Origin of the sequence: Streptomyces sp. NBC_00335 (genome assembly GCF_036127095.1) — a bacterium.
GTDB lineage: Bacteria > Actinomycetota > Actinomycetes > Streptomycetales > Streptomycetaceae > Streptomyces.
Genome location: NZ_CP108006.1, coordinates 3,286,462 through 3,300,968, shown reverse-complemented (window position 1 = coordinate 3,300,968; position 14,507 = coordinate 3,286,462). Strand labels below are relative to the sequence as shown.

Sequence of the window (14,507 nt, the reverse complement as noted above, 5' to 3'; positions counted from 1 at the left end):
CTCCCCGCGACCCGGACGCCCTGAGCGAAAAAGTACATAAACGTATATTGAGCGACACCACGGTCATTCGCCTGTTACCCGCCCATAGCGCGTGTCGTTGGCACCATGGCGGGGTGACCCAAGTGACCGAACGCGGGACCTCGTTGCCCATGCCCCCCGGGGCCCCCGCACGGCGCCGTTCACCGGCGGCCGCCGCGTGTGTCGTGGGTGGCGCCGTCGCCGCAGTGCTGGGGCTCGGCTTCCTCGCCGTGCTCGTCATCGTGCTGTGGATCAGCTCCCCCTACCCCGACAGCGGCCCCGGCGGTGCCCTGCACCTCGCGGCGGGCCTCTGGCTGCTCGCCCACGGGACCGACCTCGTCCGCTACGAGACCCTCTCCGGCGTGCCCGCCCCCGTCGGCCTGACCCCCTTGCTCCTCGTGGCCCTGCCCGCTCTGCTCATCCGGCGCGCCGCCCGGATCGGCAGCGCCGCGCAGGAGGACCGGGGCGCGGAGCCGCTGCCCGCGGGCGTGGTGTTCGCCGCCGTGCTCTGCGGCTACCTCGGGGTCGGCGCCCTGGCCGTCGTGTACGCCGCCGCCGGGCCGATGCCCGCGGACCCGCTCAGCGCGGCCCGGCACCTCCCGGTCGTCGCCGCCCTCGCCGCCGCCGGCGGGGTCTGGGAGGCCCGGGGCAGGCCGCTCGGGCAGGTGCCCGGCCGGCTCACCCGGCCCCGCTACGCCCTCGCGCTGCGGGCCGGCGCCGGTGGGGCACTGGTGCTCCTCGGCGGCGGAGCCCTGCTGGTCGGGGCCTCGCTGGCCTGGCACGGGGCGGAGGTGCAGGGCTCCTTCGCGGCGCTGACCGGGGACTGGTCTGGCCGCTTCGCGGTGCTGCTGCTCGCCCTCGTGCTGATCCCGAACGCCGTCGTCTGGGGCGCCGCCTACGCCCTTGGTCCCGGTTTCGCGCTGGGCACCGGAGCCGCCGCGACCCCGCTCGGCTTCGGCGGCTCGCCCGCGCTGCCGGGTTTCCCGCTGCTCGCGGCGCTGCCTTCGCAGGGCTCCGGCACGCCGCTGACCTGGGCCGTCGGCGCGGTGCCGGTGGTGGCCGGGCTGGCGGTGGGCTGGTTCGCGGTACGCCGGGCACGCGACGTCTCGTACGGGGAGACCGCGCTCACGGCGGCGCTGGGCGCCCTGGTGTGCGCCCTGGTGACGGCGGCCCTCGCCGCGGCTTCGGCGGGGCCGCTCGGCTCCCGGGAGCTGGCCGCCTTCGGCCCCGTGTGGTGGCAGGCGGGCGGGGCGGCCCTGGGCTGGACCCTGCTCCTCGCGGTCCCGCTGGCCGTCACCGTGCACGCCTGGCGGAACCGGCCCGCGAAGGGCCTGGCCGGCGCCGGCTCCGAGGACGGCTGGCACGACAGCGGCGTGCGCGAGGTGCGCTGGGCGGCCCTGCGCCGTGCGGCGGGCACGCTGATCCCGGACTTCTCCAGCACCCCGGCCGAGGGTGACGGGCCGCCCCCGGCCCGGGCTCCGGAGGAAGCGCCCCGGCCGGTGTCCGCACCACCGAAGCGTCCGGTGCTGGTCATGCCCGGCCTCAAGCTGGACCTGACCCCGATCCCGCTCCCCGCGCTGCCGGCGGAGCCGCCACCGGCGATCGCGGGGGCGCCCACGCCCGTGCCGACGCCCATGTCCGCGCCCATGCCCGCGCCCGCATCCGAGCCACAGCCCGGGGCCCTCGTACCGGCAGGATCGTCTCTTCCGGCGCCCTTGCCCCCGCCCCCGCTCGTCCCGCCGGCGACCGGGGTCCGCGTACTGACCCGCCGGAAGCCGGCAGCGGAACCGGAACGGGAACCCGAACCGGAGAAGGGCCCGGGGCAGGCCGAACGGCCCGAACCGGAGGCCGCCCGGATCGATTGACTAGCCGGCGACAGGCAATCGACCGGTTACCGCTGGACCTCGAGCATCTTGCCGATGAAGTTGTCCGGCAGCAGGTCGTTGCACTGCAGCTCGGCCGGCTTGGTGAGGGCGTCCTGCTTGCAGACGTAGAAGTCCTTGTACGTGAGCTGCACCGCGTACGAGGACAGCGCCAGCAGGATCGCCAGCGAAGCCGTCACCAGCCCGCTCGCCGCCGCCGTCCGCTGGGGCCGGGCGGCGGCACCCAGCGCCGCCAGTCCGCCCCGGGCCGCACCGGGAGCCGCGCCGGCGCCCGTATCCGTACCGGCGCCCCTGCCCGTTCCCGTACCCACGTCCGCCGCCGTGGCGCCCGTGCCGCGCGAGCCGCCCGACGAGGCCTGCGCCCCGTCCCCGGACGGCTTCACCGGGACCCCGCGCAGGGCGCTGATCCCCCAGTAGAGGGCGAGCGCGCCCAGCAGCAGCCCCATCGAGGGGATGCCGAAGACTCCGAAGAAGAAGCCCCACATACCGGCCAGCAGCGCGTACCGGGCCCGCCGCTGGATCGGGTCCGTGGGGTCCCAGCGCGCCGGTCCCGATCCGGGATCCGCGCCCGGTCCCGACCCGGGGTTCTGCTTGTCGCCGCCGTCACCGGCGCGCGGCTCCCAGAGCTGGTCGGGCCGGCCTTCCGGGGGCGCCGCGAAGGGGTTGTCGTCGGTCGAGCGGTCGGGCTGGGGGCGGTCCGGCATCGGGTGTGTTTCATCCCCTGTGTCGTGGACGCCGCTGGGACGTCCGAGGCCTGTTTACGGCGTGTACGCCAGACGCTACCGCCCACCCGTCCCCCCGTCCCTCGGGGGCCGTCCGGTGTGCCGGTATCGTTGCAGGCGGTCGGTGGCTTCGTATGGTCCCCCGTATCCCCGGGGCCCGAAGTTTCATGCGATCGCACAAGACGAACGACGCGCCCCCGGTTCACGCCGGGAGGCGCCCCCGCTCGACGAGAAAGGGCCTCCCATGGCCGCCTCCCGCCTGGTCGTGCTGGTCTCCGGATCCGGCACCAACCTCCAGGCCCTGCTCGACGCCATCGACGCCCACCCCGGCGGACCCGAGGGCTTCGGCGCCGAAGTCGTCGCCGTGGGAGCCGACCGCGAGAACATCGCCGGCTTGGAGCGCGCGGAGAAGGCCGGGATCCCCACCTTCGTGTGCCCGGTCAAGGCGTACGCGAGCCGTGCGGAGTGGGACGCCGCCCTGACCGCGGCCACCGACGCGCACGCGCCGGACCTGGTGGTCTCGGCGGGGTTCATGAAGATCGTCGGGCCCGAGTTCATCGGCCGCTTCGGCGGCCGGTTCGTCAACACGCACCCCGCCCTCCTCCCGGCGTTCCCCGGCGCCCACGGCGTACGGGACGCCCTCGCCTACGGCGCGAAGGTCACCGGCTGCACCGTCCACTTCGTGGACGCGGGCGTGGACACCGGTCCGATCATCGCCCAGGGTGTGGTCGAGGTCAGGGACGAAGAGGACGAAGCCGCTCTCCATGAGCGGATCAAGGAAGTCGAGCGCGAGCTGCTCGTCGACGTCGTGGGGCGCCTGGCCCGGCACGGCTACCGCATCGAGGGACGAAAGGTAACAATCCAGTGACCGCCGCAGAGGCCGCAGGGACCGTAGAGACCGTGACCGCAGAGGGCGAGGACCTCGCCGCGTCGAAGCGCCCGATCCGGCGCGCGCTCATCAGCGTCTACGACAAGACGGGACTGGAAGAGCTGGCCCGCGGTCTGCACGAGGCGGGTGTCGCGCTCGTCTCGACCGGCTCCACCGCGTCGAAGATCGCCGCCGCCGGGGTGCCCGTCACCAAGGTCGAGGACTTGACCGGCTTCCCGGAGTGCCTGGACGGCCGGGTCAAGACCCTGCACCCGCGCGTGCACGCCGGCATCCTCGCCGACCTGCGCCTGGAGGACCACCGCAACCAGCTCGCGGAGCTGGGCGTCGAGCCCTTCGACCTGGTGATCGTCAACCTCTACCCCTTCCTCGCGACCGTCCAGTCGGGCGCGACCCCGGACGAGTGCGTGGAGCAGATCGACATCGGCGGCCCCTCGATGGTCCGCGCCGCCGCCAAGAACCACCCCTCGGTGGCCGTGGTCACCAGCCCGGCGCGCTACGACGCCGTGCTCGCGGCCGCCCAGGGCGGCGGTTTCGACCTCCCCGCCCGCAAGCGGCTCGCGGCCGAGGCCTTCCAGCACACCGCCGCGTACGACGTGGCCGTGGCCTCCTGGTTCACGAACGCGTACGCGCCCGAGCCGGAAGCCGTACTGCCCGAGTTCCTGGCCGGCGCCTGGGAGCGCAAGTCCACCCTGCGCTACGGCGAGAACCCGCACCAGGCCGCCGCGCTGTACACGGACGGGCAGCCGGGCGGGCTCGCCAACGCCGAGCAGCTGCACGGCAAGGAGATGTCCTACAACAACTACGTGGACACCGACGCGGCCCGCCGCGCCGCCTACGACCACGAAGAGCCCTGCGTCGCGATCATCAAGCACGCCAACCCGTGCGGCATCGCGGTGGGCAAGGACGTCGCCGAGGCCCACCGCAAGGCGCACGCCTGCGACCCGGTCTCCGCCTTCGGCGGGGTCATCGCCGTCAACCGCCCGGTGAGCGTCGAGCTCGCCGAGCAGGTCGCGGAGATCTTCACCGAGGTCATCGTCGCCCCCGACTTCGAGCCGGGCGCCGTCGAGGTCCTGGCGAAGAAGAAGAACATCCGCGTCCTGAAGGTCGAGGGCACCCCGCACCAGCCGGCCGAGCTCAAGCCCGTCTCCGGCGGCGTGCTGCTCCAGCAGAGCGACCTCGTCCAGGCCGAGGGCGACGACCCGGCGAACTGGACGCTGGCCACCGGCGAGGCCCTCTCCGCCGACGAGCTCGCCGACCTCGCCTTCGCGTGGAAGGCCTGCCGCGCCGTGAAGTCCAACGCCATCCTGCTCGCCAAGGACGGCGCCTCGGTCGGCGTCGGCATGGGCCAGGTCAACCGCGTCGACTCCGCGAAGCTGGCCGTCGAGCGGGCGGGCGCCGAGCGCGCGCAGGGCTCGTACGCCGCCTCCGACGCCTTCTTCCCCTTCGCGGACGGGCTGGAGATCCTGACGGCCGCCGGCATCAAGGCCGTGGTCCAGCCGGGCGGTTCGATGCGCGACGAGCTGGTGATCGAGGCCGCGAAGGCGGCGGGCGTGACGATGTACCTCACGGGGACCCGTCACTTCTTCCACTGAGTCCGGCGCTCACCCGCAGACGGCGAAGGCCGCCCACCGCAGCAGTGCGGTGGGCGGCCTTCGCCGTGTCATGCGTCCGGGACCTGGGGCCTGGTCCTGCGTACGAGTGCCGCGTCCTAGTACTGGGGGCGGCGGAAGTATTCGCCCGCGGCCGAGTTGGCCAGGCCGATGAGGATCCACAGGCCCAGGCCGAGCGAGATCAGGGCGGGGATCGTCGAGATCAGGAGCGGGGCGCCGCCGGACTCGTGGAGGCCGTTGAGCGTCACGATGTTGATGACCAGGCTGCCGACGGCGAAGAGGGTCTGGAGCGAGCCGAAGATGATCCCGGAGACCCGTACGCCGCCGCGGCCCTTGCTCAGCTTGGCGGCGGTCAGGATCGGCCACAGGGCCAGGCCGACGACGAAGATGCCGCCGATGACGAACGCGCCGCCGGCGACGGCCCCCACGTCGCTCGCGCTGGAGCTGGACGACTCGGACAGCGCGGTGGCGAAGAGTGCGCCGCCGACGGCGATGAGCAGGCCGAGCAGGGCCTGGAGTCCACCGAGGATGAAGAGGATGACCCGCGCCCCCTTCACCCCGCCGGGCATGGGCATCGGCGAGCCCGGGTAGCCGGGGACGCCCGGGTAAGCCTGCTGCGGGTAGCCGTAGCCGCCCTGGGCAGGGACGCCCTGGGGGGCCTGCGGGGGGTAGCCGTAGGCGGGCTGGCCGCCCTGCGGCTGCTGCGCGTACGGGTTGTTCGGGTCGCCGAAGCTCATCTGGGGTGTTCCTCCGTGGAAGTGCGGGGACGCACGGCACGCGCGGAGGATTCACTGCAAGTCGTGCGGCCCGCCCCCCGGCACTGCTCGCGGCACTACGTTCCCCGCATGGTCGTCCCGCAGGACCGGGCTTGTCCAGCCGCGACGTCGCTCGCCCGGTACTTGTTGTGCAAGTGCAACGAACCCACAGCGAACCCGGAACGAATCCGAGCGAACCCGGAACGAACCCGGAACGAACCTGGGCGAACCCGGAACACACCCGGAACCATCCCCGAGCGCACCCCGGGCGCACCTCGAGCGGCCCCCGAGCGGACCCGGGCAGGCCGTGCGGGACTGCGGCCGGATCCGCGACTGGATCCTTGACCGCTCCATCCGGGAGGATGGGGCCATGACCGCCCAGATTCTCGACGGCAAGGCCACCGCAGCCGCGATCAAGTCCGAACTGACCGCCCGCGTGGCGGCGCTCAAGGCCCGGGGCATCACCCCCGGCCTCGGCACCCTGCTGGTCGGCGACGACCCGGGCAGCCGCTGGTACGTCAACGGCAAGCACAAGGACTGCGCCGAGGTCGGCATCGCCTCCCTGCAGCGCGAACTGCCCGCGACGGCCTCCCAGGAGGACATCGAGGAGGTCGTGCGGGAGCTGAACGCCAACCCGGAGTGCACCGGCTACATCGTGCAGCTCCCGCTCCCCAAGGGCATCGACACCAACCGCGTCCTGGAGCTCATGGACCCGGCGAAGGACGCCGACGGCCTGCACCCGATGTCGCTCGGCAGGCTGGTCCTGAACGAGCCGGGCCCGCTGCCGTGCACCCCGTACGGCATCGTCCAGCTGCTGCGCCACCACGGCGTGGAGATCAACGGCGCGCACGTGGTCGTCCTCGGCCGCGGGATCACCGTCGGCCGGTCCATCGGCCTGCTGCTCACCCGCAAGTCCGAGAACGCGACCGTCACCCTGTGCCACACCGGTACGCGCGACCTGTCCGGACTGCTGCGCCAGGCGGACATCGTCGTCGCGGCCGCCGGCGTGCCGCACCTGGTCAAGCCGGAGGACGTGAAGCCGGGCGCCGCCGTGCTCGACGTCGGCGTCAGCCGCGACGAGAACGGCAAGATCGTCGGGGACGTGCACCCCGGAGTCGCGGACGTGGCCGGCTGGATCTCCCCGAACCCGGGCGGCGTCGGCCCGATGACCCGCGCGCAGCTGCTCGTCAACGTGGTCGAAGCCGCCGAGCGGGCGGTTCCCCGTGCCGGCTGAGCGCGAGCCGGACCCCGCCGCGGCCCCCGAGCCCGCTCCCGCCCCGGCCGCCGCGGCCCCGCGCCCGGTTCCGAGCTGGGCCGCGAAGGGCACGGGCGGCGGCGGGCGGACCCCACGGCCCGCGGCCGCCCAGGAGCCCGAGGGGGCCAAGTCCCGCCGCTTCCCCTCCGTCACCCGGGACACCGCGCGTCCCGAGGGCGGTGGCCGGGCCGCGCCCGGCGACGCTCCGGCTCCGGCCCGGCAGTGGCCGATGCTCGCCGTCCTCACCGCCACGGCCGGCGGACTGCTGCTCACCGCGATGGACCATCCGCGCGCCGGCTGCCTGCTGATCGGCATCGCGATGCTCGCGGGCTCGGTGATGCGCCGACTGCTGCCCTCCGTGGGCATGCTCGCGGTGCGCTCCCGCTTCACGGACATGGTCACGTACGGCCTGCTGGGCGTGGCGATCACGCTGCTCGCACTGGTCATCGAGCCCAAGCCGTGGCTGAACGTCCCCTTCCTGGAGACCGCGGTCCGTTTCACCGTCCGCTGAGCCTTCCGGCGCCCCCGGGACGCCCCCGGGGGAGGCCCCGTGTGCCCTGCGCCACACGGGGCGGGGGATTGGGGTGCTCCAGGGTCGGATAGCCTGACGGCGGATGTCTCTTCACGTCAAGATTTACTGGGCCACGGAGCGGCGTCCTCCCAGCACATGGGGCAGGGACGCCCCACCGCCAGCTGTCTAACGGAGAAGGCCATGACCCGCACTCCCGTGAATGTCACCGTCACCGGCGCCGCCGGCCAGATCGGCTACGCGCTGCTCTTCCGCATCGCCTCCGGCCACCTGCTCGGCGCGGACGTGCCGGTCAAGCTCCGACTTCTGGAGATCCCTCAGGGCATGAAGGCCGCCGAGGGCACCGCCATGGAGCTCGACGACTGCGCCTTCCCGCTGCTCGCCGGCATCGACATCTTCGACGACCCGAACAAGGGCTTCGAGGGTGCCAACGTCGCGCTGCTGGTCGGCGCCCGCCCGCGCACCAAGGGCATGGAGCGCGGTGACCTGCTCTCCGCCAACGGCGGCATCTTCAAGCCGCAGGGCGCCGCGATCAACGCGAACGCCGCGGACGACATCAAGGTCCTGGTCGTGGGCAACCCGGCCAACACCAACGCGCTCATCGCGCAGGCCGCCGCCCCGGACGTACCGGCCGAGCGCTTCACCGCGATGACCCGCCTGGACCACAACCGCGCGATCTCGCAGCTGGCCGCCAAGACCGGCGCCGCCGTCTCCGACATCAAGCGCCTGACCATCTGGGGCAACCACTCGGCGACCCAGTACCCGGACATCTTCCACGCGGAGATCGCCGGCAAGAACGCCGCCGAGCTGGTCAACGACCAGGCCTGGCTGTCCGACACGTTCATCCCGACCGTCGCCAAGCGCGGCGCGGCGATCATCGAGGCCCGCGGCGCGTCCTCGGCCGCCTCGGCCGCCAACGCCGCCATCGACCACGTGCACACGTGGGTCAACGGCACCGCGGCGGGCGACTGGACCTCCATGGGCATCCCGTCGGACGGCTCCTACGGCGTCCCGGAGGGCATCATCTCCTCCTTCCCGGTCACCACCAAGGACGGCCGCTACGAGATCGTCCAGGGCCTGGACATCAACGAGTTCTCCCGTGCGCGCATCGACGCGTCCGTGGCGGAGCTCGTCGAGGAGCGCGACGCGGTGCGCGAGCTCGGCCTGATCTGATCGTTCTCGTACGGCCCGGCCGCGCAGGCCCCCGTACGAGCGGTACGAACACCCATGCGCCCCGGCCAAACCTGGCCGGGGCGTTTGGCGTGAATCTTTCTGTCGCGGCATGGAGGGGAACCCTAGGGTCGGTCGGTGACCGAGAACCCGATTCCCCATCAGCCCGGCGGCAGTTGGGCCGGTACCTCCGCGGGCCGGCCCCCGGTCCACCCCTCCCTCAGCGAGGCCGGCCGCTTCCTGTGTGCGGGTACGTACCTCGACGCTGGGTACCGCGACCGGGTCATCGACGAGCTGTACGTCCACGAGGAACGGATCGTCGCCCCTTCCTACGGCTACGACGCCTCCCGGGTCCTCGCCCACGCGCTGCGCGCCCGCCGCGCCGAACTCGGCTGGGCTGCCGGCGTCCTCGGGGCCTGGTTCGTGGGCGCCCTGCTCACGGGCGGCTTCCTCCTCGCGCTGGTCCCGCCCTTCCTGCTGCTGAGCCTGGCCGACTGGCTGCGCGCCCGGAACGTCCCGGTGCTGCGGGTGCTCTCCGTGATCCTGCGGATCTACGCCTGGTGGGCACTGCTCTTCGTCCTGTTCGCCCTCGGCATCGGCGGGTTCGCGCTGTTCAGCCTCCTGGACGAGACGGGAGCCGGCGGCCTGCCGTTCGCCCCGACGGGCGGGGAGGTCGCGGCCACCGCCGTCCTGTGGTGGCTGCCGGTCGTCTTCGCCGGTGTGGTCACCGTCGTGGGGCTCCAGCGCGGACACGTCTACCGCACCATCGCCACCGACCTCGCCGAGCGCCGCTACGCCGACCTCGCGAACGACCCGGCCGAAGCCGGCGAAGGGGCCCGCTTCCAGCGGGTCCGCCAGCGCATCCGGGCCGAGCAGCACACGCCGATGATCATGTACGACGTCAACGACCCGTTCTGCGGGGCGGGTGAACCCTTCCGGCCCTGGCACCTGTCCGTGGAACTGCGCGCGCGCGAGGACCTCGGCCCCGACCGCAAGCCCGTCGCGGTCACCAACGCCCACATCCTGGCGCGGATCGTGCCGCTGCTGGAACGCCTGCGGGTGCCCTCCCCGCACGGTTCCCCGGAGCAGTCCGCCGCGGTGGGCGACCGGATGCGCGAACTGGTCCTGGACGAGTGCGTGTTCCTGCCCGCGGGCGGGCTGCCGCACCGGGACACCGCACAGGTCGTGCACGGGCAGTTCGGCGAGCAGCGCGCCGCCGCCATCGAGGAGGGCGGCGAGCGCCGCCGGCACTTCCTGCGCGTGCGGGTGGGCGGCTGGGACGAGAACCTCGTCGTCACCGTCTTCGTACGGGTCCACACGCAGGGCGGGATGATGATGCTGGAAGTCGCCCCGCACGTGCTGCTGCCGGTGCGGACCGACTTCCACAACGCCGACGCGGACGCCCAGCGCTACCGCAACAACAACGCGCTCGGCAAGGCCGTCTGGGCCCTGCGCAACACCCCCGGCTCCCTCGCGGCCTCCGTGACCACGCTGGGCCGCGGCCTGGCGAGCTGGTGGCGGATCGTCACCGGCGGGCACGGCGGGGCCCGGCCCGAGGGGCCGCGGGTGTCGGTGCGCGACCTGGCCTCCGAGGACAACGGCTCGCTCTTCCACCTGATGGACCTCGACCGCTTCCTGAAGACCATCCAGGACCGGGTCGTCGGGGGCGTCGTCCTCGCGCTGCACGAAGCGGGCTGGCACACGGAGGAGTTCGCGCAGCGCGCGGTCAACGTCGCCGAGGGCGGGGTGTTCATCCAGTCGGTGAACCACAGCGCCTTCAGCGTCGGCGGCAGCAACAACACCAACAGCACGAAGGGCAAGGGGAACACCGGTGGCAACTGAGAACGGCGGTACGGATACGGGTACGGGTACGGGTGCTGCCGGCGCGGCCGGGCAGGAGCCCGCGGTCCGCATCGGCGAGGTCACGGGCAGCGCGTTCAGCATCGGCGGCAGCAACAACACCAACACCGTGCACCACGGGGGAGCCGGGGCGGACACCGTCGGGCCGCAGGCCCTCCTCGACGCCGTACTGGACCTGCGCGCGGCCCTCGTACGACTGCCGCGGGGCGAGGACAGGGCGGCGCTCGACGCCGAGCTGGACGGGGTCGCGGAGGGGCTGGAAGGGGCCGAGGAGATCCGGCCCGGCCTGGTGCCGCGGCTCCGCGGGGCCCTGGAGCGGTGGGCTCCGCTGGTGGACTCGGTCAGCGCCGCGACTGCCCTGGCCGGGCTCCTGACCACGCTGGGAGGCTGACCGTGGCCCCGCAGGACGGCCCCCGCTGGGACCCCGCGACCCAACGCTGGGTGACCGACCCCCAGCCGACCCCACCCCCGGGCCACTCCGCGCCGACCCCACCCCCGGGCCACTCCGCGCCGACCCCACCCCCGGGCCACTCCGCGCCGCCTCCGGCTCCGGGCTACGACCCGATCCCCGCGCCGCCTCCGGCGCCCGCTTCCGGACCGGGGCCCGCGCCCGCGCCGCCTCCGGAGCCGGGCCAGGCGCCGGGCCACGCTCCGGCGCCGGGTCACGCTCCGGCCTCGGGACAGGCTCCGGCGCCGGGTCACGCTCCGGCCTCGGGACAGGCTCCGGCGCCGGGCCACGCTCCGGCGCCGGGACACGCTCCCGGACCGGCATCCGGCTCCGCACCGGCTGCGGCCCCTGCCCCGGGTTACGACCCGGCTCCGGGCGTGGCTCCAGGCCCGGAGCCCGCTCCGGGCCACCACCCGGCCCCGGCCCCGGGCCCGGCCCCTGCTTCGGGGGCCGGAGCGGCCGGGTACGGCCCGGGGGCGTCGCAGGACCCGTACCTGTACCCCTACCCGTCGTATCCGCACCCGCAGCCCGGACAGCCGGTGTACCCCGCGCCGCCCCGGCCCCCGCGGAGCGGGAGGCGGTGGCCGACGCCGACCACGGCGGCCGTAGCGGTGGCCGCGCTGGCGATCGGTGCGGCGGCCGTGTGGTTCGTGGCGCGGGACTCCGGCGAGCAGCCCGCGCAGGCGGGCCCGACGACCGCCAGTGCCCCGCCGAGCGGGGAGGACTCCTCCCCGGCCCCCTCGGTCACGGAGGCCCGCACCCCGTCGCCGACGGGCAGCGGCAGCGGCAGCGGCAGCCCCACCCCCAGCCCGAGCGGTAGCGACTCCGCCCACGAGACCGTGCGCGACGCGAAGGGGTTCACCGTCGCCGTCCCCGCCGGGTGGCTCCGGGAGGAAGCCGCCGCGGGGGTCTTCTACCGCTCTCCCGACCGCACCGCACTGGTCCAGATCTTCCAGGTGAGCGAGCCCGAACTGACCCCGCTCGCGGCCGTCCAGGGCGCCTCCACCTACCTGCGGGCCCAGACCACGGGCTACGAGGAGATCCGCGTGGGCCCAGCCGTGGGCGCCCCCGAGGGCGGGGAGCTGGTCTACGAGTACGACAGCGCGGAGTCACACGGCCGCCGCCGCGGCGTGGAGCGGGTCTTCGTCGCCGGGGACGGCAAGAAGTGGGCCGTCCTGACGGCCGGTCCGGCGGCCGAGTGGACGCTCACGCAGGAGCACCACGAGGCCGCGCTGACCGCCTTCCGGCCCACGGGCGGCTGAGCCGCGCGCAGGGTTACTTGTACATCCCCGGGGTGTAGTGCCCCGGGGTGAGGCGGGTGGTGACGCCGATGCGGTTCCAGACGTTGATCGCGGCGATCAGGGCGATCACCTGGGCCAGCTCCTTCTCCTCGAAGTGCTTCGCGGCCCGCTCGTAGACCTCGTCGGGAACGAATCCGTCGGTCAGGACGGTCACGGCCTCCGTCAGCTCGATCGCGGCGAGCTCCTTCTCCGTGTAGAAGTGCCGCGACTCCTCCCAGGCGCCGAGCAGCAGCAGCCGCTCCACGTCCTCGCCCGCCGCGAGGGCGTCCTTGGAGTGCATGTCGATGCAGAAGGCGCAGTGGTTGATCTGCGAGGCGCGCAGTTTGACGAGCTCGACGAGGGCCGGGTCCAGCCCCTTGGCGGCGGCCGCGTCCAGGGCCACGGCGGCCTTGTAGAACTCCGGGGCGAGCTTCGCCAGCTGCATGCGGGGGGTGTGCTCGGGTGCCTTCTCGGTGTGGGTCATGGAACCAACCTACGAGCCGGGCGGCCCGCCGATATGGTCCATTTCCATGACGGAATCACGGGCCACTTTCGGTGCCGACCTGCATCTGGAACCGGTCCCCGGGCGCGGTGTCCGGGCCGGCCTCACCGAGGCGCTGCGCGAGGCCGCGCGCAGCGGACGGCTGGCCCCGGGGACCCGGCTGCCGTCCTCGCGGTCGCTCGCCGCGGACCTCGGGATCGCCCGCAACACCGTCGCCGAGGCCTACGCCGAGCTCGTCGCCGAAGGCTGGCTGACGGCCCGCCGGGGCTCCGGGACCCGGGTCGCGGAGCGGGCCCGGGTCGGCGAGCGGGCCCGGGTCGGGGTCGGGGCGCGGCGTCCCGCGGCGGCCGTGGCCGTACGGCGCCCCGTGCGCGCGCAGACCTCGTACAGCCTGAAGCCCGGTTCCCCGGACCTGGGCGGTTTCCCGCGCGCCGCCTGGCTGGCGGCGGCCCGGCGGGCGCTGACCGAGGCCCCGAACGAGGCCTTCGGGTACGCGGATCCGCGCGGCCGGGTGGAGCTGCGCGAGGCCCTCGCCGGGTACCTGGCGCGGTCCCGCGGGGTGTACGCCGACCCCGAACGCATCGTGCTGTGCGCGGGCTTCGGGCAGGGCCTCATGCTGCTCGCGAGGATGCTGCGGGCGCGCCGGGTCCGCGAGATCGCGGTGGAGGGGTACGGGCTGGACGTGCACCGGGAGCTGCTGACGGCCGCCGGGCTGCGGACGCGGCCGCTGGCCGTGGACGGGTCGGGGGCCCGCACCACGGAGCTGGCCGGTTCGGGCGCGGGAGCGGTGCTGCTGACCCCGGCCCACCAGTTCCCGACGGGCGCCGCGCTGACGCCCGGGCGGCGGGCGGCGGCGGTGGACTGGGCCCGGTCCACGGGCGGGCTGATCCTGGAGGACGACTACGACGGCGAGTTCCGCTACGACCGCCAGCCGGTCGGCGCGCTCCAGGGGCTGGACCCGGACCGGGTGGTGTACCTGGGCACGGCGAGCAAGTCCCTGGCGCCTGGGCTGCGCATGGGCTGGATGGTGGTGCCCGGACCGCTGCTGGAGGAGGTGCTGGCGGTGAAGGGCCGGACCGACTGGAGCTCCAGCGCGCTGGACCAGCTGACGCTCGCGGAGTTCATCCGGTCGGGGGCGTACGACCGGCACGTGCGGGAGATGCGGCTGCGGTACCGGCGCCGGCGCGACGAGCTGGTGGCGGCCGTCGGGGACCGGGCGGTGGTCTCCGGCATCGCCGCGGGCCTGCACGCGGTGCTGGACCTGCCGCCGGGCGGGGAACGGGCGGCCCTGCGGGCGGCCGCCTGGCAGGACCTCGGCCTGCTGCCGCTGTCCTTCTTCCGGCATCCGCAGGCGACGATGCCCCCGCGCGAGGCCCTGGTCGTCGGCTTCGGGACTCCGTCCCAGAGCGCGTGGGCCCCGACGCTGGCCGCCTTGGTCGCAGCCTTGCCGTGACGGCGCCCGGGCGCGGGTCCGCTGTGCGATGCCTGCGGGGAGGCGACCCTGCGGGGCTGTCCCCTACCCGCCCTTCGCCCGTTCCCCGGGCTCCGCCCGGACCCGGTCCTCAAACGCCGGACGGGCTGGATCT

At 74.3% G+C, this 14,507-nt stretch carries 13 protein-coding genes; 10 read left to right on the top strand and 3 right to left on the bottom strand.

The genetic code is table 11. The features are described 5' to 3' along the window. Positions 1-113: 113 nt before the first annotated feature. Entirely contained in the window at positions 114-1,883 is a 1,770-nt protein-coding gene (locus OHA37_RS14575; protein ID WP_266905322.1) for a cell division protein PerM, read from the top strand. Between the two features lie 26 nt (positions 1,884-1,909). Here OHA37_RS14575 and OHA37_RS14570 read toward each other — a convergent pair whose 3' ends face one another. After that, positions 1,910-2,605, bottom strand: a complete 696-nt coding sequence (locus OHA37_RS14570) for a hypothetical protein (RefSeq protein ID WP_266905320.1) — start codon at positions 2,603-2,605, stop codon at positions 1,910-1,912. A gap of 262 nt (positions 2,606-2,867) precedes the next feature. On the opposite strand from OHA37_RS14570, the gene purN reads away from it, so the two are divergent. Together purN and purH are read left to right on the top strand one after the other, a co-directional pair. Then, a complete protein-coding gene (gene purN, locus OHA37_RS14565) occupies positions 2,868-3,491 on the top strand; it encodes a phosphoribosylglycinamide formyltransferase (protein ID WP_266905318.1) in 624 nt (207 codons plus the stop codon). Positions 3,492-3,523: 32 nt separating this feature from the next. Next, positions 3,524-5,104: a bifunctional phosphoribosylaminoimidazolecarboxamide formyltransferase/IMP cyclohydrolase gene (gene purH / locus OHA37_RS14560; protein ID WP_266905316.1), complete on the top strand. Its 1,581-nt coding sequence runs from the start codon at positions 3,524-3,526 to the stop codon at positions 5,102-5,104. Positions 5,105-5,220: 116 nt separating this feature from the next. Here the strand turns inward: purH and OHA37_RS14555 are convergent, their stop codons facing one another. After that, positions 5,221-5,859 carry a hypothetical protein gene (locus tag OHA37_RS14555; protein ID WP_266905314.1) on the bottom strand — a complete coding sequence of 213 codons (639 nt, stop codon included), beginning with the start codon at positions 5,857-5,859 and terminating at the stop codon, positions 5,221-5,223. A 388-nt stretch (positions 5,860-6,247) separates the two neighbouring features. On the opposite strand from OHA37_RS14555, the gene OHA37_RS14550 reads away from it, so the two are divergent. From OHA37_RS14550 to OHA37_RS14525, 6 genes are all read left to right on the top strand, one after another. Next, complete coding sequence (locus tag OHA37_RS14550; RefSeq protein WP_254382492.1) at positions 6,248-7,111, top strand: bifunctional methylenetetrahydrofolate dehydrogenase/methenyltetrahydrofolate cyclohydrolase; 864 nt, start codon at positions 6,248-6,250, stop codon at positions 7,109-7,111. Then, positions 7,101-7,643 carry a DUF3017 domain-containing protein gene (locus OHA37_RS14545; protein ID WP_266905312.1) on the top strand — a complete coding sequence of 181 codons (543 nt, stop codon included), beginning with the start codon at positions 7,101-7,103 and terminating at the stop codon, positions 7,641-7,643. The genes OHA37_RS14550 and OHA37_RS14545 overlap by 11 nt, the downstream gene beginning before the upstream one ends. 201 nt (positions 7,644-7,844) lie before the next feature. Further along, positions 7,845-8,834, top strand: a complete 990-nt coding sequence (locus OHA37_RS14540) for a malate dehydrogenase (RefSeq protein ID WP_266905310.1) — start codon at positions 7,845-7,847, stop codon at positions 8,832-8,834. A gap of 135 nt (positions 8,835-8,969) precedes the next feature. Beyond that, on the top strand, positions 8,970-10,673 hold the full coding sequence (locus OHA37_RS14535; RefSeq protein WP_266905308.1) for a hypothetical protein: 1,704 nt from the start codon (positions 8,970-8,972) through the stop codon (positions 10,671-10,673). Beyond that, the gene (locus OHA37_RS14530; RefSeq protein WP_266905306.1) at positions 10,663-11,082 is read left to right on the top strand and encodes a hypothetical protein; all 420 of its coding nucleotides are present in this window, start codon (positions 10,663-10,665) and stop codon (positions 11,080-11,082) included. Before OHA37_RS14535 ends, OHA37_RS14530 begins: the two co-directional genes overlap by 11 nt. Positions 11,083-11,750: 668 nt before the next feature. Continuing rightward, positions 11,751-12,401: a hypothetical protein gene (locus tag OHA37_RS14525; protein WP_266905304.1), complete on the top strand. Its 651-nt coding sequence runs from the start codon at positions 11,751-11,753 to the stop codon at positions 12,399-12,401. Between the two features lie 13 nt (positions 12,402-12,414). On the opposite strand, the gene OHA37_RS14520 is transcribed toward OHA37_RS14525, so the two are convergent. Continuing rightward, complete coding sequence (locus tag OHA37_RS14520) at positions 12,415-12,903, bottom strand: carboxymuconolactone decarboxylase family protein (protein ID WP_266905302.1); 489 nt, start codon at positions 12,901-12,903, stop codon at positions 12,415-12,417. A gap of 46 nt (positions 12,904-12,949) precedes the next feature. Here OHA37_RS14520 and pdxR point away from each other — a divergent pair, with 46 nt between their 5' ends. Then, a complete protein-coding gene (gene pdxR / locus OHA37_RS14515) occupies positions 12,950-14,374 on the top strand; it encodes a MocR-like pyridoxine biosynthesis transcription factor PdxR (protein ID WP_266905300.1) in 1,425 nt (474 codons plus the stop codon). The last annotated feature ends 133 nt before the right edge of the window (positions 14,375-14,507 follow it).

What these genes read in the sequence shown, in the direction of transcription:
- OHA37_RS14520 (WP_266905302.1), bottom strand. Translation starts at nt 12,903, where the DNA reads ATGACCCACACCGAGAAGGCACCCGAGCACACCCCCCGCATGCAGCTG.
- OHA37_RS14540 (WP_266905310.1), top strand. Translation starts at nt 7,845, where the DNA reads ATGACCCGCACTCCCGTGAATGTCACCGTCACCGGCGCCGCCGGCCAG.
- purN (WP_266905318.1), top strand. Translation starts at nt 2,868, where the DNA reads ATGGCCGCCTCCCGCCTGGTCGTGCTGGTCTCCGGATCCGGCACCAAC.
- OHA37_RS14555 (WP_266905314.1), bottom strand. Translation starts at nt 5,859, where the DNA reads ATGAGCTTCGGCGACCCGAACAACCCGTACGCGCAGCAGCCGCAGGGC.
- OHA37_RS14550 (WP_254382492.1), top strand. Translation starts at nt 6,248, where the DNA reads ATGACCGCCCAGATTCTCGACGGCAAGGCCACCGCAGCCGCGATCAAG.
- pdxR (WP_266905300.1), top strand. Translation starts at nt 12,950, where the DNA reads ATGACGGAATCACGGGCCACTTTCGGTGCCGACCTGCATCTGGAACCG.
- OHA37_RS14570 (WP_266905320.1), bottom strand. Translation starts at nt 2,605, where the DNA reads ATGCCGGACCGCCCCCAGCCCGACCGCTCGACCGACGACAACCCCTTC.